General features: G+C 66.9%; 22 protein-coding genes, 1 other RNA gene and 1 riboswitch. Of the genes, 10 read left to right on the top strand and 13 right to left on the bottom strand.

The features are described from left to right. Nucleotides 1–61 precede the first annotated feature (61 nt). The 3 genes from AB1A62_RS08950 to AB1A62_RS08940 form a co-directional block, all read right to left on the bottom strand. Nucleotides 62–919, bottom strand: a complete 858-nt coding sequence (locus AB1A62_RS08950; RefSeq protein ID WP_366661158.1) for a DUF2189 domain-containing protein — start codon at nt 917–919, stop codon at nt 62–64. 288 nt (nt 920–1207) lie between these two features. Beyond that, nucleotides 1208–1744, bottom strand: coding sequence for a hypothetical protein (locus AB1A62_RS08945; RefSeq protein ID WP_366661157.1), 537 nt, complete (start codon nt 1742–1744; stop codon nt 1208–1210). Between the two features lie 75 nt (nt 1745–1819). Further along, nucleotides 1820–2467, bottom strand: a complete 648-nt coding sequence (locus AB1A62_RS08940; RefSeq protein WP_366661156.1) for a ribonuclease T2 — start codon at nt 2465–2467, stop codon at nt 1820–1822. Between the two features lie 146 nt (nt 2468–2613). Between AB1A62_RS08940 and AB1A62_RS08935 the strand changes: the two genes are divergently transcribed. After that, nucleotides 2614–3384 (top strand): cell cycle transcriptional regulator TrcR, encoded by a 771-nt coding sequence (locus AB1A62_RS08935; protein ID WP_366661155.1) that lies wholly within the window; start codon nt 2614–2616, stop codon nt 3382–3384. Nucleotides 3385–3708: 324 nt separating this feature from the next. Beyond that, on the top strand, nt 3709–5853 hold the full coding sequence (locus AB1A62_RS08930) for a response regulator (protein ID WP_366661154.1): 2145 nt from the start codon (nt 3709–3711) through the stop codon (nt 5851–5853). 97 nt (nt 5854–5950) lie between these two features. Here AB1A62_RS08930 and AB1A62_RS08925 read toward each other — a convergent pair whose 3' ends face one another. After that, on the bottom strand, nt 5951–6838 hold the full coding sequence (locus AB1A62_RS08925; RefSeq protein ID WP_366661153.1) for a LysR substrate-binding domain-containing protein: 888 nt from the start codon (nt 6836–6838) through the stop codon (nt 5951–5953). 137 nt (nt 6839–6975) lie between these two features. Between AB1A62_RS08925 and AB1A62_RS08920 the strand changes: the two genes are divergently transcribed. Both AB1A62_RS08920 and ltaE read left to right on the top strand, forming a co-directional pair. After that, nucleotides 6976–7653, top strand: a complete 678-nt coding sequence (locus AB1A62_RS08920) for a hypothetical protein (RefSeq protein ID WP_366661152.1) — start codon at nt 6976–6978, stop codon at nt 7651–7653. Next, on the top strand, nt 7650–8699 hold the full coding sequence (gene ltaE / locus AB1A62_RS08915) for a low-specificity L-threonine aldolase (protein WP_366661151.1): 1050 nt from the start codon (nt 7650–7652) through the stop codon (nt 8697–8699). The genes AB1A62_RS08920 and ltaE overlap by 4 nt, the downstream gene beginning before the upstream one ends. A gap of 74 nt (nt 8700–8773) precedes the next feature. On the opposite strand, the gene recR is transcribed toward ltaE, so the two are convergent. Continuing rightward, nucleotides 8774–9373 carry a recombination mediator RecR gene (recR, locus tag AB1A62_RS08910; protein ID WP_366661150.1) on the bottom strand — a complete coding sequence of 200 codons (600 nt, stop codon included), beginning with the start codon at nt 9371–9373 and terminating at the stop codon, nt 8774–8776. 134 nt (nt 9374–9507) lie between these two features. Between recR and AB1A62_RS08905 the strand changes: the two genes are divergently transcribed. Further along, nucleotides 9508–10011, top strand: coding sequence for a GNAT family N-acetyltransferase (locus AB1A62_RS08905; protein ID WP_366661149.1), 504 nt, complete (start codon nt 9508–9510; stop codon nt 10009–10011). A 61-nt stretch (nt 10012–10072) separates the two neighbouring features. Here the strand turns inward: AB1A62_RS08905 and AB1A62_RS08900 are convergent, their stop codons facing one another. Both AB1A62_RS08900 and AB1A62_RS08895 read right to left on the bottom strand, forming a co-directional pair. Further along, nucleotides 10073–10417 (bottom strand): YbaB/EbfC family nucleoid-associated protein, encoded by a 345-nt coding sequence (locus AB1A62_RS08900; protein WP_222479849.1) that lies wholly within the window; start codon nt 10415–10417, stop codon nt 10073–10075. Nucleotides 10418–10671: 254 nt separating this feature from the next. Next, the gene (locus AB1A62_RS08895; RefSeq protein ID WP_366661148.1) at nt 10672–12474 is read right to left on the bottom strand and encodes a DNA polymerase III subunit gamma/tau; all 1803 of its coding nucleotides are present in this window, start codon (nt 12472–12474) and stop codon (nt 10672–10674) included. A 185-nt stretch (nt 12475–12659) separates the two neighbouring features. On the opposite strand from AB1A62_RS08895, the gene AB1A62_RS08890 reads away from it, so the two are divergent. After that, nucleotides 12660–13202: a protein-tyrosine phosphatase family protein gene (locus AB1A62_RS08890; protein WP_366661147.1), complete on the top strand. Its 543-nt coding sequence runs from the start codon at nt 12660–12662 to the stop codon at nt 13200–13202. 110 nt (nt 13203–13312) lie between these two features. Here the strand turns inward: AB1A62_RS08890 and AB1A62_RS08885 are convergent, their stop codons facing one another. Beyond that, the gene (locus AB1A62_RS08885; RefSeq protein WP_366661146.1) at nt 13313–13717 is read right to left on the bottom strand and encodes a hypothetical protein; all 405 of its coding nucleotides are present in this window, start codon (nt 13715–13717) and stop codon (nt 13313–13315) included. 106 nt (nt 13718–13823) lie between these two features. Continuing rightward, nucleotides 13824–14048: riboswitch (cobalamin riboswitch) on the bottom strand. A gap of 18 nt (nt 14049–14066) precedes the next feature. Then, entirely contained in the window at nt 14067–14687 is a 621-nt protein-coding gene (locus AB1A62_RS08880) for a TetR/AcrR family transcriptional regulator (RefSeq protein ID WP_366661145.1), read from the bottom strand. A 70-nt stretch (nt 14688–14757) separates the two neighbouring features. Between AB1A62_RS08880 and AB1A62_RS08875 the strand changes: the two genes are divergently transcribed. Beyond that, nucleotides 14758–15636 (top strand): alpha/beta hydrolase, encoded by an 879-nt coding sequence (locus AB1A62_RS08875; RefSeq protein ID WP_366661144.1) that lies wholly within the window; start codon nt 14758–14760, stop codon nt 15634–15636. Between the two features lie 25 nt (nt 15637–15661). Here the strand turns inward: AB1A62_RS08875 and AB1A62_RS08870 are convergent, their stop codons facing one another. Both AB1A62_RS08870 and nudC read right to left on the bottom strand, forming a co-directional pair. After that, a complete protein-coding gene (locus AB1A62_RS08870) occupies nt 15662–16129 on the bottom strand; it encodes an SRPBCC family protein (RefSeq protein ID WP_366661143.1) in 468 nt (155 codons plus the stop codon). Between the two features lie 57 nt (nt 16130–16186). Continuing rightward, nucleotides 16187–17170 carry an NAD(+) diphosphatase gene (gene nudC, locus AB1A62_RS08865; RefSeq protein WP_366661142.1) on the bottom strand — a complete coding sequence of 328 codons (984 nt, stop codon included), beginning with the start codon at nt 17168–17170 and terminating at the stop codon, nt 16187–16189. A 333-nt stretch (nt 17171–17503) separates the two neighbouring features. Between nudC and AB1A62_RS08860 the strand changes: the two genes are divergently transcribed. Together AB1A62_RS08860 and ffs are read left to right on the top strand one after the other, a co-directional pair. Beyond that, nucleotides 17504–19357, top strand: coding sequence for a 5'-nucleotidase C-terminal domain-containing protein (locus AB1A62_RS08860; RefSeq protein WP_366661141.1), 1854 nt, complete (start codon nt 17504–17506; stop codon nt 19355–19357). 64 nt (nt 19358–19421) lie between these two features. Beyond that, nucleotides 19422–19520, top strand: an RNA gene (gene ffs / locus AB1A62_RS08855) — signal recognition particle sRNA small type. A 189-nt stretch (nt 19521–19709) separates the two neighbouring features. Here the strand turns inward: ffs and AB1A62_RS08850 are convergent. Then, nucleotides 19710–20543 carry a prephenate dehydratase gene (locus AB1A62_RS08850; protein WP_019298220.1) on the bottom strand — a complete coding sequence of 278 codons (834 nt, stop codon included), beginning with the start codon at nt 20541–20543 and terminating at the stop codon, nt 19710–19712. Between the two features lie 118 nt (nt 20544–20661). On the opposite strand from AB1A62_RS08850, the gene AB1A62_RS08845 reads away from it, so the two are divergent. Next, nucleotides 20662–21171 carry a cytochrome c family protein gene (locus AB1A62_RS08845; protein WP_366661140.1) on the top strand — a complete coding sequence of 170 codons (510 nt, stop codon included), beginning with the start codon at nt 20662–20664 and terminating at the stop codon, nt 21169–21171. A 96-nt stretch (nt 21172–21267) separates the two neighbouring features. Here the strand turns inward: AB1A62_RS08845 and AB1A62_RS08840 are convergent, their stop codons facing one another. Further along, nucleotides 21268–21492, bottom strand: a complete 225-nt coding sequence (locus AB1A62_RS08840; RefSeq protein WP_226430234.1) for a DUF333 domain-containing protein — start codon at nt 21490–21492, stop codon at nt 21268–21270. Nucleotides 21493–21535: the final 43 nt, after the last annotated feature.

The raw sequence follows: 21535 nt of genomic DNA, 5'->3' as shown, positions 1-21535 counted from the left end.
AGGGCACGCAAAACAGAAGGGTCGGCAGATGCGCCGGCCCTTTCTTGTTTTATAGCGCCTCTTACTGCACCGCGCGGCGGTACAGGTGCCAGGTGGCATGCCCCAGCACCGGAACCACGATGATCAGCCCGGCCAGGAAGGGGATGGATCCGACCACCAGCGACACGCCGACAATCACGCCCCAGGTCATGCAGATGACCGGGTTCTTGCGCAGCACCTTGATCGAGGTGGCCACCGCGACCGGCAGGCCCACATGGCGGTCCAGCAGGAGCGGGAAGGAAACCAGGCTCATCGCCAGCGCCGCAAAGGCAAAGACCGCGCCCACGATGCCGCCGGTAATGGCCATGATCCAGCCTTCGCGGGTGGTGACCACGGCGGCGGCGAAGCTGGCGATTGATTCCGGCGGCTCCGGCCCCAGGGTGCGGCTGTAGATCATGTCGGCTGCCACCAGCCAGATCACGAACAGCGCCGCCAGATACAGCCCCAGAACCAGGATCGCGCCGAAGGCGGGCGAGCGGATGACGCCGAAAGCGTCCACCCAGCGCGGCTCGAAGCCGGCTTCGCGGCGCTTGGACATCTCATAAAGCCCGACCGCGGCGACCGGCCCGAGGATCGCAAAGCCCATGATCATCGGCACGATCAGCGGCAGCAGGTTCATCGACAGGCTCATCACGATCAGCGCAATGCCGATGATCGGGTAGAACAGAACCAGGAACATGGCGTCCGAGCGGCAGGCGGCAAAATCCTCCAGACCCGCGGCCAAAGAATGGATGATGTCATCCATGCTCAGGTCGCGCGCCTTGGGCAGCTCCTTGACGCCGTCGCTGCCCATTTCGCCGACGGTTTCGCTGATATGGTGCCCGGTGGTCTCTGCACCCTGCAGAAGCCAGCTGAGCGGGTTACCAATTGTTTTTGCCATGCGCTTCCTCCTTCTCGCTGACCAAAACGGAAGTGCCGTTCAGGCAGGGCCGGGCGCGGCACGTTTCCCTATTGTAGCACGAAACGCGGAAAAGTCTGCTTCGCAGGCCATTTGCCGCCAAGCGATGGGGAGGAGGCATGGATGCGGCGGCTTTCTGCGGGGGGAAACGGAGGTGGCAAGCGAATTTGCCTGCTGGTTCAGGGCTCTGAAAATTTGAGCTGCTATGAATATGCTGCATCTCCTGCAGTGAGATGCCGGAGAACTGCCGGCCGGGGAAAGGATTCCGGCCTAGTTTATCCCTCTCAGGCGGGCCAGAACCTCATCAACGGCGTCCACTTCCGTTTGGCAATGCAGGTTCGTGACCTGTGTATGGTGGCCCCCGAAGAACGTCTGGACATAGTGGCCGCGCCAATCGGTTCCGGAGCATTTCTTCAGGAAAAGCTGGTCGTTCCCGCTGTAATTGATGTGATAGCGGCCCAATGAGAACTTGCGGTAATTTGAGCTGAACTCCGCCACGCCCGCAAAGGGGGAGAAGCCCTTGAAACCCTGAGCCAGAAAAGGATCCTCGAAATAAACCGACATGCGGTTTTCCTCCCTGAAGAACACCTCCAAGCGGCCGGAGTGATCAAGCATGTATTCAAAGATTAAGGCGGCCCCGGCCGGAATACTGCTGCTTTGCCCGTTTTTCATGCCTGAGTGGGACCTGTCCGTGGCCACATAGTGGCTGCCAGCCGCAAAACAGGAAATGCGTCCTGCGATCAGGTCGTCCTGCGCAGACGACGGAGCCGCAACGACCGACAAAAGAAGGGAAACGAGAACCCTCATTTTAGTTTCTCCCGCGGGAGATTTTACCAAACCGGCGCCGGATTGTCATCGGTCCCGCGGCGGCGCCCTGCGGGTTCAGCGCACCGGCGCAAAACGGGCGTCCTTTAATGTGCAGTCCTTGATCACGTCCCGCCCGCAGGGCACCGGTTCCAATCCCTTGGACAAGCAGATGCGCGCCTCCTGGATGGCACCGTCCCGGCAGGTGATGGTCAGGCTGTCGGTTGTGAGCGCCGGGTTTTCCTGCAGGAAGGCTTGTTCAACCAGGGACGCAGGCAGGGTGACGGGCTTGTCCAGCTTGCGGAAGGCCGCGGGGCGGGTGACGCGGGTGTAGGCCGCGCGCATGGCGGCGTAATAGTCCCGGGCGCTGAGGCCGGAGCAGGTGCCGTGTTTCTTCCACTGGTGCCAGGCGAGGCCGGCGCTGCCCATGATGTCCGCCATGTCCCGACTCATGGCGCGGCTCGGCGGCGCCTCGGCGCTGCGGCAGTAGCTGGGCCAGCCGCGGTGGAACTGCGGCCACAGCCCGTGCAGGGTCCAGCCGTGATCGTGGCGGGCGTCGCATTGCTCCGCGCCCCTGGCGTCGCCCTCCTGCGCGCACCAGTTCGGCGACCAGCTGAGCGACAGCACGTAATAGTCGAACTCGCCCGCCGGTTCGCCGTCGGTCGCGGCAAGGGCGGGCAGCAAGGTCAGAACAGCCGCAAAAACACCTGTGAACAACTTGCGCATTGGCCTCTTTCCTTATGCAGTGAAGCCGACTATATAGGGCGGAAGTTCCCCGACAACGGAAACCTGCCCCGGATCGCCGGGGACGCCATTTCAGGCGGCGGGAGAGATGTATCCGGGGATCAAAGGTGTTTTAAGGAGATGAGCACATGGCAAAACCGTTGATGGCCAAGGCAACCGCCGTGTGGCTGGTGGACAATACCACGATCAGCTTCAAGCAGATCGCCGATTTCGTGGGCATGCACGAACTGGAGATCCAGGGTATCGCCGACGGCGAAGTGGCGGTGGGCGTCAAGGGCTTTGACCCGGTGGCCAACAACCAGCTGACCCAGGACGAGATCGACAAGGCGCAGGCCAATCCGCTGCACAAGCTGAAGCTCAAATTCAACCCCGCCGCGGCCGGCGAGGAAAAGCGCCGCGGCCCGCGCTACACCCCGCTGTCCAAGCGCCAGGACCGTCCCAACTCGATCCTGTGGCTGGTCAAGTTCCACCCGGAACTGTCCGACGGCCAGATCGCCAAGCTGGTCGGCACCACCAAGCCGACCATTCAGTCGATCCGCGAGCGCACCCACTGGAACATCGCCAACATGCAGCCCATCGACCCGGTGGCGCTGGGCCTGTGCAAGCAGTCCGAGCTGGACGCGGCGGTGCAGAAGGCGGCGGCCAAGAAGGCAGCCGAAGGCGGCGTGATGAGCGACGACGAGCGCCGCAAGCTGGTGTCCACCGAGCAGTCGCTGGAGATGGACGCCGAGCCGAAAATCCCGACTGCCATTGAAGGCCTGGAGACCTTCACCCTGGGCGGCGGCCTGAATGACGGCGAGGACGAGAAGAAGGAAGAGGACGTCCTGGACGCCGACAGCTTCTTCAACCTGCCCGCAGGCAGCGACGACGAGGACGACGACGAGGACAGCCGCTACTGATCCTGGCCGGTCCGGCCTAGGCCTGCCGGGCCGTCCGGCAAGCGGAAAATCCTTAAAAAGCCGCAGATCCGATGCTCCGGATTTGCGGCTTTTTCTGTTAGAATTGAGTCTCAACCATACAAGATGTTGACTGCGCGCTGGTTATTCGCGCAGCATGATGTTGCGGTGCGGCTGTGTTCCAGGCCGCCCGCGGATTTGAGTGATGCGGAGCAGGCCTCTGGGAAAGGGGCGGCTCCGCGATGTGAAAGGGACAGTGTTTGACGAGTTGTGCCAGCGCTCCGGCCTCTTGGGCCGGCCCGTGCAGGGATGGCAGGAGTATTGGTTATGGACGCATCCGGGGGTGCGGCGCTTGGGGCAAGCGGCCGCTTGGATCTGGAGGAACTGGCCGGCGCAAGCGGCCGCGGGTTCTGCCAGGCATTTGCAGATCAGCTGGCGCAGGGTTTTGGCGCCGATCTGGTCACAGTCAGTTCATTGCGGATCAGGGAGGCCGAGCACCTGAGGGTGGCGGCAAGCTGGTTCGACGGGCTGCAGCTGGGGGATTTCGAATATGACGCGCGCGGAGCGCCCTGCCGCGATGCGGTGCTGAGCGGCGCGCCGCAGGTGGTGCCGGACGGGGTGCAGCAGCTGTATCCGCAGGACGGCATGTTCATCGAGGAAAACATCAACAGCTATGCCGGGGTGCCGCTGAAGGATGCCGCGGGCGCGGCTGTAGGCCTGGTGCAGACGGCCTGGCGGCAGGCGCCGGGGGCGGCGCTGGCAGCAGAGGCCGCCGCGGCCATGCAGCAGTTTGCGCCGCGGCTGGGGGCGGAGCTTGCCGCGATGCAGGAGGCCGACGCTCTGGCGGCGCTGGCGCAGGGGCCGGGCAGCCTGTCTCCGCGGGCGGCGCTGCGGCAGCTGGCGGAGCAGCTGCAGCGCGCCTTCAGGGTGCGCATGGCCGTCATCGCCGAATGCGCCGCGGACAGTCCGGGCAGTTTCCGCGTGCTGGCCTGCTGCGACGGCGGGCAGGATGCCGCCGCGGGCGAGGAAAGGCTGATGCCCTATGAGGGCGCCCCTTGCGCCTTCCTGCGCGAGGGGGAGCCGTTTCTGGTGCCATCGGGGCTGCAGGAGATGTTTCCGGCGCAGCAGCAGTTCCGGGCGCAGGGGCTGCAATCGTATTTCGGAGTGCCGCTGCGGGATGCAAACGGGCGGCTGACTGGCCACATTGCGCTGCTGCACGACCGGAAGATGACAGCGGGCTTCCAGAAAAACAGCTTGATTGAAGCGTTCGCGGCGCGGGCGGCATTGGAGCTGTGCCGCCGCCGGGCGGAGCGGCGGCGGCGGCAGGCGGAACAGGCGCTGCTGCTGCGGCGCAAGGCCGAGAGCCTGGGGCTGCTGGCGGGCACCATCGCGCATGAGTTCAACAACCTGCTGGCCGCGATGCAAGGGCGCAGCGAGCTGGCGCTGGCGAACCTGGAGGCGGCGCATCCGGCGGTGGCGCAAGTGCAGGCGGTTGAGCAGGGGCTGCAGGCCTCGGCCCGGCTGATGCGGCAGCTGCTGGGCTATGCCCGCGGCGGCGGCAGCCCGCAGCCGGAGACCTGCGATCTGAACCGGATTGTCCGCGAGGCGCTGGTGCTGGTGCCGCCAGAGTGCAGGCTGGGCAAGGCGGTGGTGCTGGACCTGGCGAAGGGTGAGCTGGCCGCGCAGATGGACCCGGCGCAGGCGGGGCAGCTGTTGATGCAGGCGGTGCTGAACGCGGTGGAGGCGATCGGCCCGGGCGCGGGCACCGTGACGGTCGCGACCCGGCGCATCAGCCTGAGTGCGGCGGAGCGGCGGCGGCTGCTGAAGGGGCGCAGGATGCCCGCAGGCCCTTGCCTGCTGCTGGAGGTGCGCGACACCGGCGGCGGCATGGGGCGGGACACCGTGGCGCGGATTTTCGACCCGTTTTTCACCACCAAGCCTGGCGGCCGCGGGTTGGGGCTGGCGGCGGCCATGGGCGTCATCAGCAACCACCGCGGCGGGCTGGCAGTGGAGAGCCGGGCGGGCGGCGGCAGCACCTTCCGTTTCTATTTCCCGGCCGGTGCGGCGGAAACGGCGCAGGCCGCCGGGCCGGCTGCGGTGCCGGAGCCGCGCAGGGGGCAGCTGCGCCGCATCCTGGTGGTCGATGACGAGGACACCGTGCGCCGGGCCGTCGCAGGCCTGCTGCAGCTGCGCGGCTGCGAGGTGGAGCAGGCAGATGGCTATGACGCGGCGCTGGCGCAGCTGCAGGCGCAGGGGCCGTTTGACGGCGCGGTGATCGACATGAGCATGCCGGGGCGCAGCGGCTGGGAGACGCTGGCGCGGCTGCTGCAGGTCCAGCCCGGGCTGAACGCGGTGATGATGAGCGGTTTTGCCTTCAGCGCCGCGGAGGCGGGGTTCCCGGAGCTGGACGGCGTGCAGGTGCTGGACAAGCCCTTTACCAAGGAGAAATTGTACAAGGCGCTGTTCCGCTAAGCGCGAGGGGAAGGGCTCCCGCGCCTGCGGCTGCCCCTGGCGGGGCCGCCTGGCAGGCTTGGGCCCGGCGCCGCGCGGGCGCGCGGCGCGGTAGCGTCTAGCCGGAAGGCGCCTGCTCCAGCAGCCAGGCCCGGACCCGCTCGATCCGGCTGGTGCCGGTCTTGGCCTGCGGCGTCAGCAGGTAATAGGCGCTGGCAGGCGTGCAGCGGTGCGGATGGGCCGGCACAAGCGTTCCCTCGGCCAGTTCGCGGCGCACCAGCAGCTCCGGCAGGATCGCCACCCCGTGGCCGTATTTCACCGCGTCGATCAGCATCTCGAACTGGCTGAAAAGCGGGCCGGTGGGGCGGGCGGGCAGCGCCTGTCCCTGATCCTCGAACCAGATCTGCCAGCTGAGCGGGCGGGTGGTGTGCTGCAGCGCCGGATGGTCCAGCAGCCGGGCGGCGTCCTGCAGCGGCGCCTCCAGCAGGCCGGGCGCGGCCACCGCCACCAGGGTTTCCGGCATCAGCAGATCGGCACGGAATCCCGGCCAGGGCGGATCGCCCTGCACGATGGCCAGATCGACCAGGCTGGCATCCACCTGGGCATTGTCCAGATAGGTGATGGTGTTGACCGTCAGCCGCGGCTGCGCCTGCGCCAGCCGGGCCAGAAGCGGCATCAGCCAGCGGCTGCCGAGCGTCGGATAGGTGCCGATGTTGAGCGCGCCGTAAGGATTGTCGCGGGTGCGCAGCCGGTAGAACGCGGCCTCCAGCGCCTCCAGCAGCGGCGACAGCTCCTGCAGCAGCATCTCGCCCGCGCCGGTCAGCTGCACCCGCTGGCGTTCGCGCTTGAACAGGGTCTGGCCGGTCTGCGCCTCCAGCCCCTGGATCTGGCGGCTGAAGGCGCTTTGCGACAGGTTCATGGCGCGGGCGCCTTGGGCAAAACTGCCGGAACGGGCGGCGGCCTCGAAACACAGTAGAGCTGCGGTTGGCGGGATCTTGCGGCGCATGGGGTTACCCTGCCATGTGTTGCAAATTTTGCAACAAGCATTGCGAAGGCCCGGCTTTATTTGCGGCTGGCGGCCTGCAACGATGGCGTCAAATGCATCACCACTCACGAACAGCACGAAAACTGGGAGCGCGCGGCATGAGTTTTGTACCGCAGATCAAGGACGCCGATGTGGAGGCCGTCACCCGGGCCATGCAGACCATGCCCGATTCCGCCTCGGTGGCGGAGTTTGTGCCCGGGCCGGGCATCCAGCGGCTGGAGCTGAGGTTTGACATCCAGTTGCTGCAGGAGGCGCTGGTGGAATGCCTGAAGCGCGAGGACTTCATGGGCGGCATGCAGGACCAGGGCTTTGCCGCGCTGCCGCTGACCCAGCGGCCGGGGCAGTCCGGGTGGACCGCCAATGATCTGTCGGGCCGCTACTGGCTGCGGGCGGATGAGCGGTATGTCGAGGAGCCGCGCGAGGATCTGGTGCCGGAGGTGGACTTCAGCGAGTTCAATCCGAAATTTGCGGGCACCTATTTCGAGCATGTGCACCAGGAGCTGGCCAAGCGCTTCCCGATCGGACGCACGCGGGTGCTGTCCAAGGGGCTGTACAACTGTAATTCCTGGCACCGCGACCCGGAGCCGCGGCTGCATATCCCGGTGCTTTCCAACCCCGGGTCGCTGTTCATCGTGAATCATCACGTCACCCACTTGCCAGCCGACGGGTCGGTGTATTTCACTGACACCCGCGGCTACCACACCGCATTGAACGGGGGCGAAACCCGGCGCGTCCACATCGTGGCGGCGCTGGCTTATGATCAGGTGACGGAATGAGCCAATATGCAGGGCTGGCTGGGGCGGGGGGCAATGCGGTCCTCTGCGATCTGCGCAGCGATACGGTGACGCGTCCCGATGCAGGCATGATGCAGGCGATGGCTGCGGCGGAACTGGGCGATGATGTCTTTGGTGAGGACCCTTCGGTCAACCGCCTGGAGGCGGTGCTGGCCGAGCGTCTGGGCAAGGAGGCGGCGCTGTTCCTGCCCACCGGCACCATGAGCAACCTTGCCGGTCTCTTGGCCCACTGCCAGCGCGGCGAGGAGATCATCACGGGCGCGGGGTATCACGTGCATGCTTATGAGGCCGCAGGCGCCTCGGTCCTGGGCGGGATTGCGCTGTGCCCGGTGCCGGTGCGCGCGGACGGGGCGCTGGATCCGGGCGTGGTTGCCGGGGCGGTGAAGGCGGATGACAGCCATCTCGCCATCAGCCGCCTTTTGTCGCTGGAGAACACCCATAACGGGCTGGCGGTGCCCCTGGCAGATATGGCGGCTGCGGCGGAGGCCGGGCGCAAAGCGGGGCTGTCCGTGCATCTGGACGGCGCGCGGTTCTTCAATGCGGTGACGGCGCTGGGCTGTTCTGAGACAGACCTGGCTGGGCTGGTGGATACGGTCTCGGTCTGCCTGTCCAAGGGGCTGGGCACGCCGGCGGGCTCGGTTCTGGTCGGGCCTGCGGATGTGATTGCCAGGGCGCGGCGCTGGCGCAAGATGCTGGGCGGCGGCATGCGCCAGGCGGGTGTGCTGGCGGCGGCGGGTCTTTATGCGCTGGAGCATAACACGGCGCGGCTGGCGGAGGATCATGGCCGGGCCGAAGAGCTGGCTGCTGTGCTTCGGGGGTTGGGCGCGGGAGAGGTGGCACAAGCCACCAACATGGTGTTTTTCACGCCGGGTGACGGGCGCAATGATGCGCTGCGGACGCATCTGGCGGCGGAGGGCGTGGTAATCGGCGGCGGCAGTGCCGGGGCGATCCGTATGGTGCTGCACAAGGATGCGGATGACGCCGCGCTGGCACGGGCGGTGCAGGGGATGGAGAGCTTCTACAGCTAGACCAGGGGCCGGAAAATTCCGAGTTTTCCGGCCCAAATTTTTCCTTAAGAATTTTCTGCGCCCCGGCTGCGCTGTCAGATTTCCTTCCGCGCGTTGAGCGCGGCGGAGATGGTGCCGTCGTCGAGGTAATCCAACTCGCCGCCGATCGGCACCCCCTGCGCCAGCGAGGTGAGCTTCACCTGCCCCTGCAGCTGGTCGGCGATGTAATGGGCGGTGGTCTGGCCGTCGATGGTGGCATTGAGCGCCAGGATGACTTCGCTGATGCCTTCGGTGGCGACCCGGTCCACCAGCCGCGGAATGCGCAGGTCCTCCGGTCCTACCGCATCCAGCGCCGACAGGGTGCCGCCCAGCACGTGGTAGCGGCCCTTGAACACGCCGGAGCGTTCCATCGCCCAGAGGTCGGCCACATCCTCCACAACGCACAGCTCGCCGTTGCCGCGCACCTCGTCGGTGCAGATCGGGCAGATCTCGCTGGTACCGACATTGCCGCAGTTAAGGCATTCGCGGGCGGTTGCGGCCACCTCGCTCATCACATCCGCCAAGGGCGTCAGCAGCAGCGCCCGCTTGCGGATCAGATGCAGCACCGCGCGCCGGGCCGAGCGGGGCCCCAGTCCCGGCAGCTTGGCCATCAGGGAAATCAGGTCTTCGATGTCGCTGGTGGAATTCTTGATCATGCCTTGGGCCCTTTGCTGACCTCCATATAGGCCACCCGGGGCAGGGGAGCGCAAGGGCCGGGCGGCAAAATGTTCGGGGTTTGTTTTTCTGGCGCCCAGGGGTATTCCTTGCCTGGAATGGCGGAGGGTTCGGAATGGAAGGCAGCACGGCACGGGAAGAAAGCAATTCCTCACCGCTGCGCTTTGCCCGGCTGACGGAGGTTCCGCCGCAGGAGATCGCCCGCCACATGTCAGACCCGCGGATGGCGCAGCATATGCCGTTGCTGACCGGGGCCTGGGATGAGGCGGCGGCCAAGGATTTTGTGGCGGCCAAGGAGGCTTGCTGGCAGCGCGACGGGCTGGGCCATTGGGCGTTTCTGCGCGGCGGCACTTATCTCGGCTGGGGCGGGTTCCAGAAAGAGGGAGATGAGTGGGATTTCGGCCTGGTGCTGCGGGTGGACTGCTTCGGCCTTGGCCCGGCCATCGCCCGCAAGGCGCTGGCATTTGCCCGGCGGGATGCGCGCATTCCCTTTGTCACCTTCCTGCTGCCGCCGACACGGCGGCATTTGCGGCCGCTGGAACGGCTGGGGGCAGTACAGACCGGGGAGGTGGAATACGACGGGCGGCGGTTCCTGAAGTTCCGGCTGGAGACGGGCTGAGGCGGGTAAAAGAAAAGGCGGCACCAGACGGGCCGCCTTTTGCAGGGGAATTTCGTGCAGCTCAGAACGGCAGCTTGATGTCCTTGGGCAGCCCCATGCTTTCGGTCAGCTTGGCCATTTCTTCCTGCGCCTTTTCCGCAGCCTTGGCCTGGGCGTCCTTGATGGCGGCCAGGATCAGGTCCTCGACCACTTCCTTGTCGTCGCCATTGAAGATCGACGGGTCGATGTCCAGCGCCTTGAGGTCGCCCTTGGCGGAGGCGGTTGCCTTGACCAGGCCCGCGCCGGCCTCGCCGGTCACCATGACGTTGTGCAGGTCTTCCTGCATCTGCGCCATCTTGGTCTGCAGTTCCTGTGCCGATTTCATCATCTTGGCCATGTCGCCAAGACCGCCGAGGCCTTTGAGCATGTGGTTTCTCCTGAGATTCCGAGTTTGGGGCACAGATACGGGCCGCGGGGCCGCGAAACAAGGGGCAGGATCGTCTGCGTGGAACAGTTTAACGCTCCTCCGCCCGGCCGGCAGGCCGGGCCGCGCCTGTCCCGCCCCCACCGGGGCGGGCGCTTCGCTTCCTGCCCCGACGGGACGGGCGCGGCCCTAACCAGCTGAAATAATTTTTGAAAACTCCGGTGCGGCGCCAGAATTAACGCACCCCTGGCCGGTCTTCACCCGTCCTCGAACGGATCCCATTCGTCCTCCACCTCGGGCAAGGCCTCGGCGGCGACTTCGGCGGCCAGCTCCTCCGGCGTGCGGATGCGGGTGATCTTGGCCTTGGGGAAGCTCTCCAGCACTGCCTGCACCAGCGGATGCGCCGTGGCCTTCTCGCGCAGGGCGTTTTCGGCAGCGTCGCGGACCTCGGCAATGGTCGGCGCATCGCCATCCGGCGCAATCGACACCACCCAGCGGGCGCCGGTCCAGTTCTGCAGCGCCGAGCCGAGCCGCGCGGCCAGATCGCGCGGCGCCTGAGCCGAGGGGGTGAATTCGATCCGTCCCGGCTGGTAGGAAACCAGCCGCACGCCGGTTTCGACCTCGACCAGCAGTTTCACGTCGCGGTTGGTGCGGATCAGTTCGACCACATGTTCGAAGCTGGGGTAGCGGGCCAGCGCGGAGCTGACCTGCGGCGCCAGCGCTGCCACCGTGCCGCCGCCTTGGGCCACCGGCGCGCCGCTAGCGGGGCTGCCCTGGGGGGCAGCGCCAGCTGGCCCGCCGCCGCCAAGCGCCGGGGCGCCCATACCCTGCATCGGCACGCCGCCGCCCGGGCCCGGGGGCGGCGGGGGCGGGGTATCCTGCAGCTTGCGGATCAGCTCCTCAGGCGAGGGCAGGTCGGCCACATGGGTGAGGCGGATCACCGCCATTTCCGCAGCCATCATCGCGTTGGGGGCCGCGGCCACTTCCTCCAGCGCCTTCAAGAGCATCTGCCACATCCGGGTCAGCACCCGCATCGCCAGCGCATCCGCCATCGCCTTGCCGCGGGCGCGTTCGTCCGGGCTGACAGTGGGGTCCTCTGCCGCGTCCGGAGTGATTTTCACGACTGAGACCCAATGGGTGATCTCTGCCAGATCGCGCAGCACCGCCAGCGGGTCGGCGCCCTCGGCATACTGGCCGCTGAGTTCGGTCAGGGCGGCGGCAGCATCGCCGCGCAGGATCATGTCCATCAGGTCCAGCACCCGGCCGCGGTCGGCAAGGCCCAGCATGGCGCGGACCTGATCGGCGGTGGTTTCGCCCGCCCCGTGGGAAATCGCCTGGTCCAGCAGCGAGGTCGCATCCCGGGCAGAGCCTTCGGCGGCGCGGGTAATGAGGGCCAGCGCATCCTCGGCAATCTCAGCCCCCTCGGCGGTGGCGATCTTGCGCAGCAGGGCAATCATCACCTCCGGCTCGATCCGGCGCAGGTCGAAGCGCTGGCAGCGCGACAGCACCGTCACCGGCACCTTGCGGATCTCGGTGGTGGCGAAGATGAACTTCACATGCGCGGGCGGCTCCTCCAGCGTCTTCAACAGCGCGTTGAACGCGCTGGTCGACAGCATGTGGACCTCGTCGATGATGTAGATTTTGTAGCGGGCCGAGGCGGCGCGGTACTGCACCGAGTCGATGATTTCGCGGATGTCGTTCACACCGGTGCGCGAGGCCGCGTCCATCTCCATCACGTCGACATGGCGGCCTTCCATGATCGCGGTGCAATGCTCGCATTTGCCGCACGGATCGGTGGTGGGGCCGCCCTGGCCGTCCTCGCCAACACAGTTCATCCCCTTGGCGATGATCCGTGCGGTGGTGGTCTTACCGGTGCCGCGGATGCCGGTCATGATGAAAGCCTGGGCGATGCGGTCGGCGGCAAAGGCGTTCTTCAGCGTCCGCACCATGGCGTCCTGGCCCACCAGATCGGCAAAGGTCTCGGGCCGGTATTTGCGGGCCAGAACCTGGTATTGGGATTGGCCGGTGTCTCCGGCGGTGCCGCTGGGAATGTCGTTCATGATGTCTCGTGCCGGATTCGGTTTGCGGGGCGCCCGCGTTCCGCGCAGGGTATTGAAGCGCAGCCCGTTCGTCCACCGCAGAAGGGCGCAAACCGCGGGATGCAAAAGCGCTTTGGGAATGCGCGGTTAGCGGCTAGGCTGGTGGTAAGGGGGAATTGCAGAAGCGCGGCGTCCAGGGAGGCGGTATGCGAACTGAAGACACCTCGAAGCCTGCGGTGCAGGAGACTGCGGCGCAGGCCGGCCTGACCATCCACGCGCTGTCAGCAGGCGGCGGCATCTTGGCGTTGTGCCGGCTGCCGGGCGGCGAGGGCGATTACCGCAGCGACCTGATCCAGATCTATCAATGGAAACCGGGGTTGGTGATCTCAATGACCACGGAGGCCGAGCACGCCGCCGCCGGGGTGCCGCGGCTGGGCGTTGATATCCAGAGCATGGCCTGCCGCTGGCTGCATCTGCCGGTGCCGGATTTCCAGGTGCCGCCGCCCAGTGTGAACGCGAAGTGGGCGGCGGCCAGCAAGTCGGCGCGGCAGGCGCTGGCGGGCGGCGGCCGGGTGCTGGTGCATTGCAAAGGCGGCTGCGGGCGGTCCGGCATGGCGGTGATGCGGCTGATGATCGAATGCGGCGAGGACCCGGCGCAGGCGCTGGCGCGGCTGCGCTCGGTGCGGCCCTGTGCGGTGGAGACTGACGAGCAGCTGGACTGGGCCTGCGACGGCAGCAAGGCCTGCTAAGCCGCAAAACAATCAATGAGAGCTTTTGCCTGGCCGAAGGACGGGGAGCGCCCGTTCCCTGCGGAACCGGTGCTGCGCTCTCCGTGATCTCAAACCCTTAAGCGGCTTCCTTACAACGCCAGCATCTGCTCGGCCTGCCGCGCGTCTTCCGTCTTCGGCAGCGCTTCCATCAGCGCGCAGGGGCGGGCGTTCAGGCTGGAGGCTGCAAAGCCGGTGCCGTCGCGGCTGAGGATCGCATCGGCAAAGCGGTCGAGCCCTTCGCGCGGGGCCTCTTCGCCGACACCGCAGAACAGACGGATCCGGTCATGGCTGGCCACGAACTGCGCCGGGCAGTTGCGCGGGCAGCCGTCCAGCGCGGTGGTGCCGGTGATCTCGAAATCCTCCTGGGTCAGCGGCTTGGCCTTGGTCATCGCCTCGGCCAGCTTGGCGATCATCCGCTCTGCCGCGGGGCAGGGTTTCCCCAGGTATTTGCAATCCGTTGCCGCATAGAAATGCGTCTTGTCCGTCCACATCATGTTTGCGCCCTCCGCGCGTGGTGCGGGGGTTTGGGGACAAGAGACCGGATGAGAAAGCGGGAGGCCCGCGGTGCCATCAGACCCTGTCCGGACACCCCGCCCGGGTTCGAGTTTCACTTCCGATGGCAGGTCTCCTGACTTGCGGGTCGATGCTTTCCCGATCCTTCCCGGCCTCTTAGGGGGCCAGTGGCTCTATCGGGGTCGCTCGCCGCTTACAGTTGCGGGGGCAGTCGCGGAATTGGCTTCGCCTGAAGGCGGCGCCGCACCGTGTTCCCTTTTCATCCCGGACACAAGATTCTGTGGCGCGGGAACCATCGCCACAAGCGGTAGCGGCTGGCCCCCCGAGTCGTCAATCGTTTTTCTGCGCTTGCACAGGCCCAGGCGCGGGCGTGTGCATCTGCAGGTGAAGCCCGCGGATCACATCCGAGTCGCGCCGCACCCGGGCCAGCTGCCAGCCGCCCTGCAGCAGGATATAGAAGTTCTCTGCGGCCGCGCGGGCCTCGCCTTCAGCCAGGCCGAGGCGCCGGGCATGGGCCGCGGTCCCGGTGATCCAGCCCTCGAACAGCTTGGCGGCGTGCTGGTGAAAACCCTCGTTCTCCGGCCCCTCAAACAGCGTGGCAGAGACCGGGCAGCCGCTCCATTTTCCCTGTTTGTCGAACAGTTTGGCCAGCTTGTAGCAGACCGTCTTGGCGCCTTCCTGGAAGGTGGGCGCAGGAGTGAAGGAAGCGTCGATCAGGGCCAGCATCTGCTCCGACGCCCAGTCTGCAGCGGCCAGGGCAAGGTCCGATTTGCCGTTCGGGAAATGGTGGTAGAGCGAGCCCTTGGGCGCCTCCGCCGCCGCCAGCAATTCCGCCAGGCCGGTGCCGCTGTAGCCCTTGTTGCGGAACAGGCCGGCAGCCGCGCGCAGCAGCCGCTCGCGGGTCGGGACGGGGCCGTCCGGGGTGGCAGAGGGTGTCGTCACGTCAGTCATGGCGGCAGGTTGACAGCATTAGACCGATTGGTCCAGAGGTGGAGTAGACCAATCGGTCTAGGAGGGTGCCATGCTCGACAGCCATGCAGAACACGCCGCGGATATCCGGGTGGAGAAACTGCGCTTTGCCGCGGGTGATGCGATGCTGGCCGGGCAGCTGTACCACCCGGTAGGACCGGCCAGGGCAGCGGTGGTGCTGAATGGCGCAACCGGGGTGCCGCAGGGCTATTACCGGCATTTCGCGCGCTGGCTGGCGGCGGAGCGGCAGATGGCCTGCCTGACCTACGACTACCGGGATTTCGGAGATTCGGCGCGTATGCACCCGCGCCGCTCACAGGCCACCATGGCCGAGTGGGCGCTGGCGGATCAGCCGGCCGCCCGGAAGGAAATGCAGCGGCACTATGCGGGCGTGCCGCTGCAGGTGATTGGCCATTCTCTGGGGGCGATGCTGATGCCCCTGCAGGATGGCCTTGAAGACGTCGCCCGCATGATCGTGGTTGCGGGCGGCTTGGTGCATCACCACGATCATCCCTGGCCCTACCGCGCGCTGGCGCTGGCCTTCTGGTTCGGCCATGTGCCGCCGCTGGTCCGCGCCTTGGGCTATCTGCCCGGGCGCGCGGTGGGGTTCGGGGCAGATTTGCCGGCAGGTGTCTACTGGCAGTGGCGGCGCTGGTGCACCACGCCGGGCAGCTACCTGCCGGAAACCGGCACCACGCTGCCGCAGCCGCGCTGGGCGGAAACCGGCATTCCGGTGGACCTGTTTGCGATGGCGGATGACGATGTGGTGCCGCCGGCCGCGGTCTGGCGGCTGGGCGATGTCTACGGGGATGTGGCGCAGCAGCGGGCGGTGCTGGACCCGCAGCAGGCGGGGGGGCGGAAGATCGGCCACCTCGGCGCCTTTGCCCGTGCCAATGCGGCACTGTGGCCGCGGCTGGTGCCGCAGGCCTAGCCCGGACTCAGCCAGCCTGTGCGGTTCAGGCGGTGCGGCTCAGGCGCTCCTCGGTGATGCGGGCATAATCCGCCAGCCGCAGCTTGAAGCGGCGGTTGAGATTGCTGCGCGCCAGCTTCAGCGATTGCACCAGCAAGCGCCCGGTCAGGGTGGTCGGCGACAGCTTCAGCCGCACCGACATCCGGGTCCGCTGAGGCGACAGCGCCAGCAGCTCAACCTCCATCCGCCCGTCGATGCCGCTGCCGGTTCCGTCCAGCACCATTGCCGACGGCGGCGCGTAAGAGGCCAGCGTCAGCTGGATCTCGCGCGGCTTGCCGCGGAAGCTGAAGGCAAGATCCCACGCCAGGCCGTCCTCCGGGCGCGCGGGATCGCCGCTGCGCTGCAGCTCAATGCCGCGCCGCAGGGCGGAACGCTCCAGCATGCCGAAATCTGAAAGTGCGCCGAATACTTCGGCAACCGGGGCTTCGATGTCTTCTTTGCTGTGAAATTCCATGTTCGCCTGCCTCGTCTTCGGCTTTTGGGTCTGCGCCGTTTCCGGCAAATATGCGCGCTAGTCCAGCGTGTCCGCAAGCCAGTTCTGGATTAAAAACTGTGCAATAGCCCCTTTGCGCGCGGGCTTCAGAACCGGGTGCTCGTCGGCAAAAGCCGTCATCATCTCCTGGCGGCTGACCCATAGCGCGTCTTCGATCTCTGCCGGGTCGATGGTGATGTCGCGGCTCAGCGCCTCGCCCGCGCAGCCGAACATCAGCGACATCGGAAAGGCCCAGGGCTGGCTGGACAGGTAGCTGACCGCGCCGACCCGGACGCCGGTTTCCTCCAGCACTTCGCGGCGCACTGCCGCCTCCAGCGTTTCGCCCGGTTCGACAAAACCTGCCAGCAGCGAGTACATCCCCTCCGGCCAGCCGGGGGAGCGGCCCATCAGCACCGAATCCCCATGGGTGATCAGCATGATCACCACCGGGTCGGTGCGCGGGAAATGCGGTGCCTTGCAGGCCGGGCACACCCGTTGCCAGCCCGCCTGCGCCATATCGCTGGCCGCGCCGCAGCAGGCACAGAACCGGTGGCTGCGGTGCCAGGCCAGCAGCGCCTTGGCGGTGGTGGCCAGCTCCGCCTCCAGCGGGGTGAGGCGGGTCATCATCCGGCGCAGTTCCGCAAAGACATGGGTATCCGGCAGGTCCGGGTGCTGCTGCTCGCTGGCGTCGGAAAAGCTGCTCAGGGCCTCCTGGTCGAGGTCTTCCGGCTGCCAGTCGCTGATGTCGCAGGCAAAGCAGGCGCTGCCGCCGGGTTCCAGGCCCAGGAACAGCGCGTCTGATTTGCGGACCGCGGCCAGCGGATGCGCCGGCGCGGTCCAGGCCAGGCCGCAGGGCAGATCCGCCTCCGTCTCGCGCAGCGTCAGCGGCTTGCCGCGCCACATGAGCAGCACCTGGGCCCCGGGGCTGGTCCAGGCCGCCGCCAGCGCAGCGGCATCGCTGCGCAGATGCGCGGCGCGCTCCAGCCCGCCGCCGCCGAAGGTCACCTGTTCCGCGCGTTTCATGGCAATTCTCCTGTGGCTGGCGGGCTTTGCACCGCGCTCAAAGGGGGAATGCGGCAATCCATGACAGTGTGCCGCAGCTGTTGCCAGCATTCGGGCGCGATCTGCGCTTGCCTGTCGCCGTGCGGCCACACCCGCGGGGCTGCCGCGGGGGCATTTGTCAGCAGAACAGGGCGGATCCGGGGGGCCGCGGAGGAGGCCTGTGAAAAAGTTAACACGCAGTTAAAAGGATTCTTTGCAAATCGTGAAAACGCTGATTCAAATAGCGCCAAACAAGAACGGCGCCGAATGGTGCGGAAGGAGCGGCGGGCAGGCGGTGTCAGCAGAAGTTCGGACATGACAGGCGGGGCGGCGGCGGCCAAGGCCCGCAGTGCCGGGGAGCTGCATGTGCTGGCCACAACGGACCTGCACTGCAATCTGCTGAGCCATGATTACTACGCCGACCGGCCGGATCCGGCCATCGGGCTGTCGCGGGTGGCGACCCTGATCGCGGAAGCGCGCGCCCGGGCGGCAGCCCAGGGGGCGGCCTGCATCCTGGTCGACAATGGCGATGGTTTCTATGGGGCGCCGCTGGGCGATGTGCTGCCGCAGGCCGCCGCGCCGCATCCGCTGGTGCGCGCATTCCAGGTTCTGGAATATGATGCCGCCGGGCTCGGCAATCACGATTTCGATTTCGGGCTGGAGACGCTGGCGGAGGCCCTGACGGACACGCCCTGCCCGGTGCTGTGCTCGAACCTGACGGCGTCCGATCCTGGCCGCGCGCTGCCGTTTGCGCCCGCGGCGGTGCTGGAGCGGCAGATGCCCTGCTGCCCGGATCTGCCGCCGGTGCGGATCGGGCTGTTGTCGGTGCTGCCGCCGCAGACGCTGGCCTGGTGCAGCCAGGTGCTGAAAGGGCAGCTGCAGGCGGCGGGCCTCGTCGAGGCCGCGGCAGAGCAGGCGCGGCGGCTGAAGGCGCAGGGCTGCGACCTGGTGCTGGCGCTGGCGCATACCGGGCTGGCGGCTGCCGGCGGCGAGAGCAGCGAAAACGCCCTGGTGCAGCTGGCCGCGCTGGCAGACATCGACGCCCTGGTCGGCGGCCACACCCATCTTACATTGCCGCATCCCGACCATCCCTTTGCCAAGCCGGTGGTGATGCCGGGAGCGCATGGGTCGCACCTTGGGGTGATCCGGCTGGAGCTCGAATACGCCGGCGGCGGTTGGCGGCTGTGTGGCGGGGATGCCAGCCTGCAGCCGGTCGCGCGGCCGGACGGGGCCGGTGCCGCGCAGCCGCTGGCAGCAGAGGATCCGGCCCTGGTGCAGGCGCTGGCGGCGTACCATGCCAGCACCCAGAAGCGGATGCAGGAGCCCGCGGGCCATAGCCCGGTGGCGATGCATTCCTATTTCACCTTCTTTGCACCGGACCGGGGGCTGACCCTGACTGCCTGCGCCCAGGCCGCAGCGGCGCGGCTGCTGCTGCGCGGGACTGCCGCCGAAGGCCTGCCGCTGCTGTCGGCAGCTTCACCGGGCAAGTTCGGCGGCCGCTCCGGCCCGCAGTCTTATACCGATATCGCGGCGGGCGATCTCTGTGCCCGCAACATTGCCGACCTGCAGGTCTTCCCGAACGAGCTGCGGGCGGTCGAGGTCACCGGCGCACAATTGCGCGACTGGCTGGAAATGTCCGCCGGGCTGTTCAACCGGATCGAGCCGGGCAGCTCCGGCCAGCGGCTGACCGACCCGCTGCGGGCGGGGCATAACTTCGATGTGATCTTCGGGCTCAGCTACCGGATAGATGTGACGCAGCCGCCGCGGTTTTCCGCTGCCGGGGAACTGATCAGCCCGGAGGCGCGGCGGATCACGGATCTTCGCTGGCAGGGCCGTCCCGTGGACCCCGTCCAGCGCTTTGCGGTTGCGGTCAACAGCTACCGGGTCAGCGGCGGCGGCCGGTTCCGGATGCTGGAGACGGCGGCGGAGCTGGCGCTGCCGCCGGTCCGGATCCGCCAGGCGATCCGCGACTATATTGCCGGGCGGCTGCCGCCGGAACCGATGGCGGAGGCGCCGTATCCCTGGCAGCTGGTGCCGGTGCCGGGCGCCAGCGCTGTGGCCGTGACCGGGCCCGGAGCGGCGGAGCACCTTGAGGAGCTGCCGGCCGGCCTGGCCGCCCCGCGCGGCTTCAGCGGCACTGGTTTCTGGGAGTTGGACCTGCAGCTGTGAACCGCTGAACTCCGGCACCGGAGCGGCCCTTGCCAATCCCGGCAGCGGTCCTTATATCGGGATTCGAGAGGTTGGCGCGGGCAAGCGCCTCGCCAACCTGGTCAGGTCCGGAAGGAAGCAGCCACAACGAGCCCCGCTTGGGTCGATGTCCAGCCTCTCACTTGCTCCCCGCGCATTTCAAGGAAAACGGGATTGCTCCCGCCCGCTCTGGCGCAATCAAGGATTGCTCCGCCGCCGTTGGGCCCGGCGCCGCGCTGACGCGCGGCGGGAACGGCTTCTTTTGGCCTGAAGTGCTTCCGGGTGAATTGGCCGTAAGGCCAAGAGGAGCAAAGCTCCTCCGCCTGTTTCGGCCTCAGAACCGGCCGTTGTCCGCCGGATAGACGCCGAGGATTTCCACATTGGTGGTGAAATAGCTCAGCTCGTCCATCGCCAGCTGCACATTGGCGTCATCGGGGTGACCTTCGATATCGGCGTAGAACTGGGTCGCGGTGAACGACCCGTCCACCATGTAGCTTTCCAGCTTGGTCATGTTGATGCCATTGGTGGCAAAACCGCCCATCGCCTTGTACAGCGCCGCCGGGATGTTGCGCACCTGGAACACGAAGCTGGTGATCATGTTGTGGGCGCCGCGGCGGGTGTAATCTATGTCCTTCGCCATGATCAGGAAGCGGGTGGTGTTGTCTCCGTTATCCTCGATATGGCGGGCCAGAACATCCAGGCCGTAGATCTCGCCTGCCAGTTCGCTGGCCAGCGCGGCGGAGTGGATGTCGCCGGCCTCGGCCACATCGCGGGCGGCGCGGGCGTTGTCGGGGCTGACGCGGCCGCGGATGCCGTGTTCGCGCAGGAACGTCCCGCACTGCGGAAGCAGCACCAGATGCGAATGCGCCTCGCGGATGTCCTCCAGTTTCGCCCCCGGCACAGCCAGCAGGTTGATATGCACCCGCACAAAGGCCTCGTCGATGATATGCAGCCCGCTGTGCGGCAGCAGCCGGTGGCTGTCGGCCACCCGGCCGTAGGTGGAGTTCTCCACCGGCAGCATCGCCTGCTCCGCCTCGCCGCTGCGCACCGCCTCCAGAATCTCCTCGAACGTGCGGCAGGGCAGCACCTCCATGCCGGGGCGGGCGATGCGGCAGGCCTCGTGGCTGTAGGAGCCAAGCTCCCCCTGAATGGCGATTTTGCGGCTCATGGGTGTGTTCCCCGTGCAAAACTTCAAGAATTGGGCGTTTCGTCGCGCTGTCTATACCTTGCCACTTGGGAGGGGAAGCCTTAGACACCCCAGCAGACAGCTAAATGGACTCGCGATCATGTTTGACACGATGACCCTCACCAAAGCGACCGCAGGCGTCTGCGGCGCGTTCCTGGTATTCCTTCTGGGCAAATGGGGCGCAGAAGTACTGTATCACATGGACAGCCACGGTGAGGCTTCCTATGTGATCGAAGTTGCAACCGCCGAAGATGCCGGCAGCGACGAACCGGAAGTCAGCTTCGAAGAGCTGATGGCCTCCGCCGACGCCGCCAAAGGCGCCAAGGTGTTCAAGAAGTGCTCCGCCTGCCACAAGCTGGAAGACGGCGCCAACGCAACCGGCCCGTACCTGTACGGTGTGGTCGGCCGCGACATCGCTGCCGCTTCGGGCTTTGGCTATTCCGGCGCGCTGACCGGCCTGGCCGGCAAGGCCTGGACCCCGGAAGAGCTGGACGCCTTCCTGGCCAAGCCGTCGGCCTATGCGTCGGGCACTACCATGTCGTTCTCCGGCCTGAAGAAGCAGGCGGACCGGGTGAACCTCATCGCCTATCTGGACAGCCTGGACGACTAATCCGGACCGCTGTCCCAGCTATCCAATGGAAAAAGCCGCTGCGATCTGCAGCGGCTTTTTTGTTCGCGTGAGCGGCTCGGTAAAAGCGGTGCCGGCTCAGGCCGGGTTGTTTTCCCGGTAATAGGCCAGCGCATCGCGCTCTGTGCCGTCGGGCAGGATGCAGACGCCGATGGTGCCCGCCTTGCCGCTGCGCAGCACGTACTGGCCGCCGGTCTGCACGCAATAGGCCTCTTCCGGGCTGGTGTAGACCACTTCCTCTTCCTGCTGGGCGCAGGCGCTGAGCGCGGCGGCCCCGGCAACCGCAAGGGCGGCAAGTTTCATTGACTTCAGCATCGCAAACTCCCTCGTTTCATAACACAATCGT

Source organism: Leisingera sp. JC11, assembly GCF_040704725.1.
In the GTDB taxonomy this organism is placed as follows: Bacteria; Pseudomonadota; Alphaproteobacteria; order Rhodobacterales; family Rhodobacteraceae; genus Leisingera.
The sequence above is the reverse complement of the archived record's forward strand: the minus strand, read 5'-3'. Positions and strand labels throughout refer to the sequence as shown.

Excerpts from the sequence above, each read along its gene's own strand:
- AB1A62_RS08950 (WP_366661158.1), bottom strand. The coding sequence starts at position 919 with ATGGCAAAAACAATTGGTAACCCGCTCAGCTGGCTTCTGCAGGGTGCA.
- AB1A62_RS08945 (WP_366661157.1), bottom strand. The coding sequence starts at position 1,744 with ATGAGGGTTCTCGTTTCCCTTCTTTTGTCGGTCGTTGCGGCTCCGTCG.
- AB1A62_RS08940 (WP_366661156.1), bottom strand. The coding sequence starts at position 2,467 with ATGCGCAAGTTGTTCACAGGTGTTTTTGCGGCTGTTCTGACCTTGCTG.
- AB1A62_RS08935 (WP_366661155.1), top strand. The coding sequence starts at position 2,614 with ATGGCAAAACCGTTGATGGCCAAGGCAACCGCCGTGTGGCTGGTGGAC.
- AB1A62_RS08930 (WP_366661154.1), top strand. The coding sequence starts at position 3,709 with ATGGACGCATCCGGGGGTGCGGCGCTTGGGGCAAGCGGCCGCTTGGAT.
- AB1A62_RS08925 (WP_366661153.1), bottom strand. The coding sequence starts at position 6,838 with ATGCGCCGCAAGATCCCGCCAACCGCAGCTCTACTGTGTTTCGAGGCC.
- AB1A62_RS08920 (WP_366661152.1), top strand. The coding sequence starts at position 6,976 with ATGAGTTTTGTACCGCAGATCAAGGACGCCGATGTGGAGGCCGTCACC.
- ltaE (WP_366661151.1), top strand. The coding sequence starts at position 7,650 with ATGAGCCAATATGCAGGGCTGGCTGGGGCGGGGGGCAATGCGGTCCTC.
- recR (WP_366661150.1), bottom strand. The coding sequence starts at position 9,373 with ATGATCAAGAATTCCACCAGCGACATCGAAGACCTGATTTCCCTGATG.
- AB1A62_RS08905 (WP_366661149.1), top strand. The coding sequence starts at position 9,508 with ATGGAAGGCAGCACGGCACGGGAAGAAAGCAATTCCTCACCGCTGCGC.
- AB1A62_RS08900 (WP_222479849.1), bottom strand. The coding sequence starts at position 10,417 with ATGCTCAAAGGCCTCGGCGGTCTTGGCGACATGGCCAAGATGATGAAA.
- AB1A62_RS08895 (WP_366661148.1), bottom strand. The coding sequence starts at position 12,474 with ATGAACGACATTCCCAGCGGCACCGCCGGAGACACCGGCCAATCCCAA.
- AB1A62_RS08890 (WP_366661147.1), top strand. The coding sequence starts at position 12,660 with ATGCGAACTGAAGACACCTCGAAGCCTGCGGTGCAGGAGACTGCGGCG.
- AB1A62_RS08885 (WP_366661146.1), bottom strand. The coding sequence starts at position 13,717 with ATGATGTGGACGGACAAGACGCATTTCTATGCGGCAACGGATTGCAAA.
- AB1A62_RS08880 (WP_366661145.1), bottom strand. The coding sequence starts at position 14,687 with ATGACTGACGTGACGACACCCTCTGCCACCCCGGACGGCCCCGTCCCG.
- AB1A62_RS08875 (WP_366661144.1), top strand. The coding sequence starts at position 14,758 with ATGCTCGACAGCCATGCAGAACACGCCGCGGATATCCGGGTGGAGAAA.
- AB1A62_RS08870 (WP_366661143.1), bottom strand. The coding sequence starts at position 16,129 with ATGGAATTTCACAGCAAAGAAGACATCGAAGCCCCGGTTGCCGAAGTA.
- nudC (WP_366661142.1), bottom strand. The coding sequence starts at position 17,170 with ATGAAACGCGCGGAACAGGTGACCTTCGGCGGCGGCGGGCTGGAGCGC.
- AB1A62_RS08860 (WP_366661141.1), top strand. The coding sequence starts at position 17,504 with ATGACAGGCGGGGCGGCGGCGGCCAAGGCCCGCAGTGCCGGGGAGCTG.
- AB1A62_RS08850 (WP_019298220.1), bottom strand. The coding sequence starts at position 20,543 with ATGAGCCGCAAAATCGCCATTCAGGGGGAGCTTGGCTCCTACAGCCAC.
- AB1A62_RS08845 (WP_366661140.1), top strand. The coding sequence starts at position 20,662 with ATGTTTGACACGATGACCCTCACCAAAGCGACCGCAGGCGTCTGCGGC.
- AB1A62_RS08840 (WP_226430234.1), bottom strand. The coding sequence starts at position 21,492 with ATGAAACTTGCCGCCCTTGCGGTTGCCGGGGCCGCCGCGCTCAGCGCC.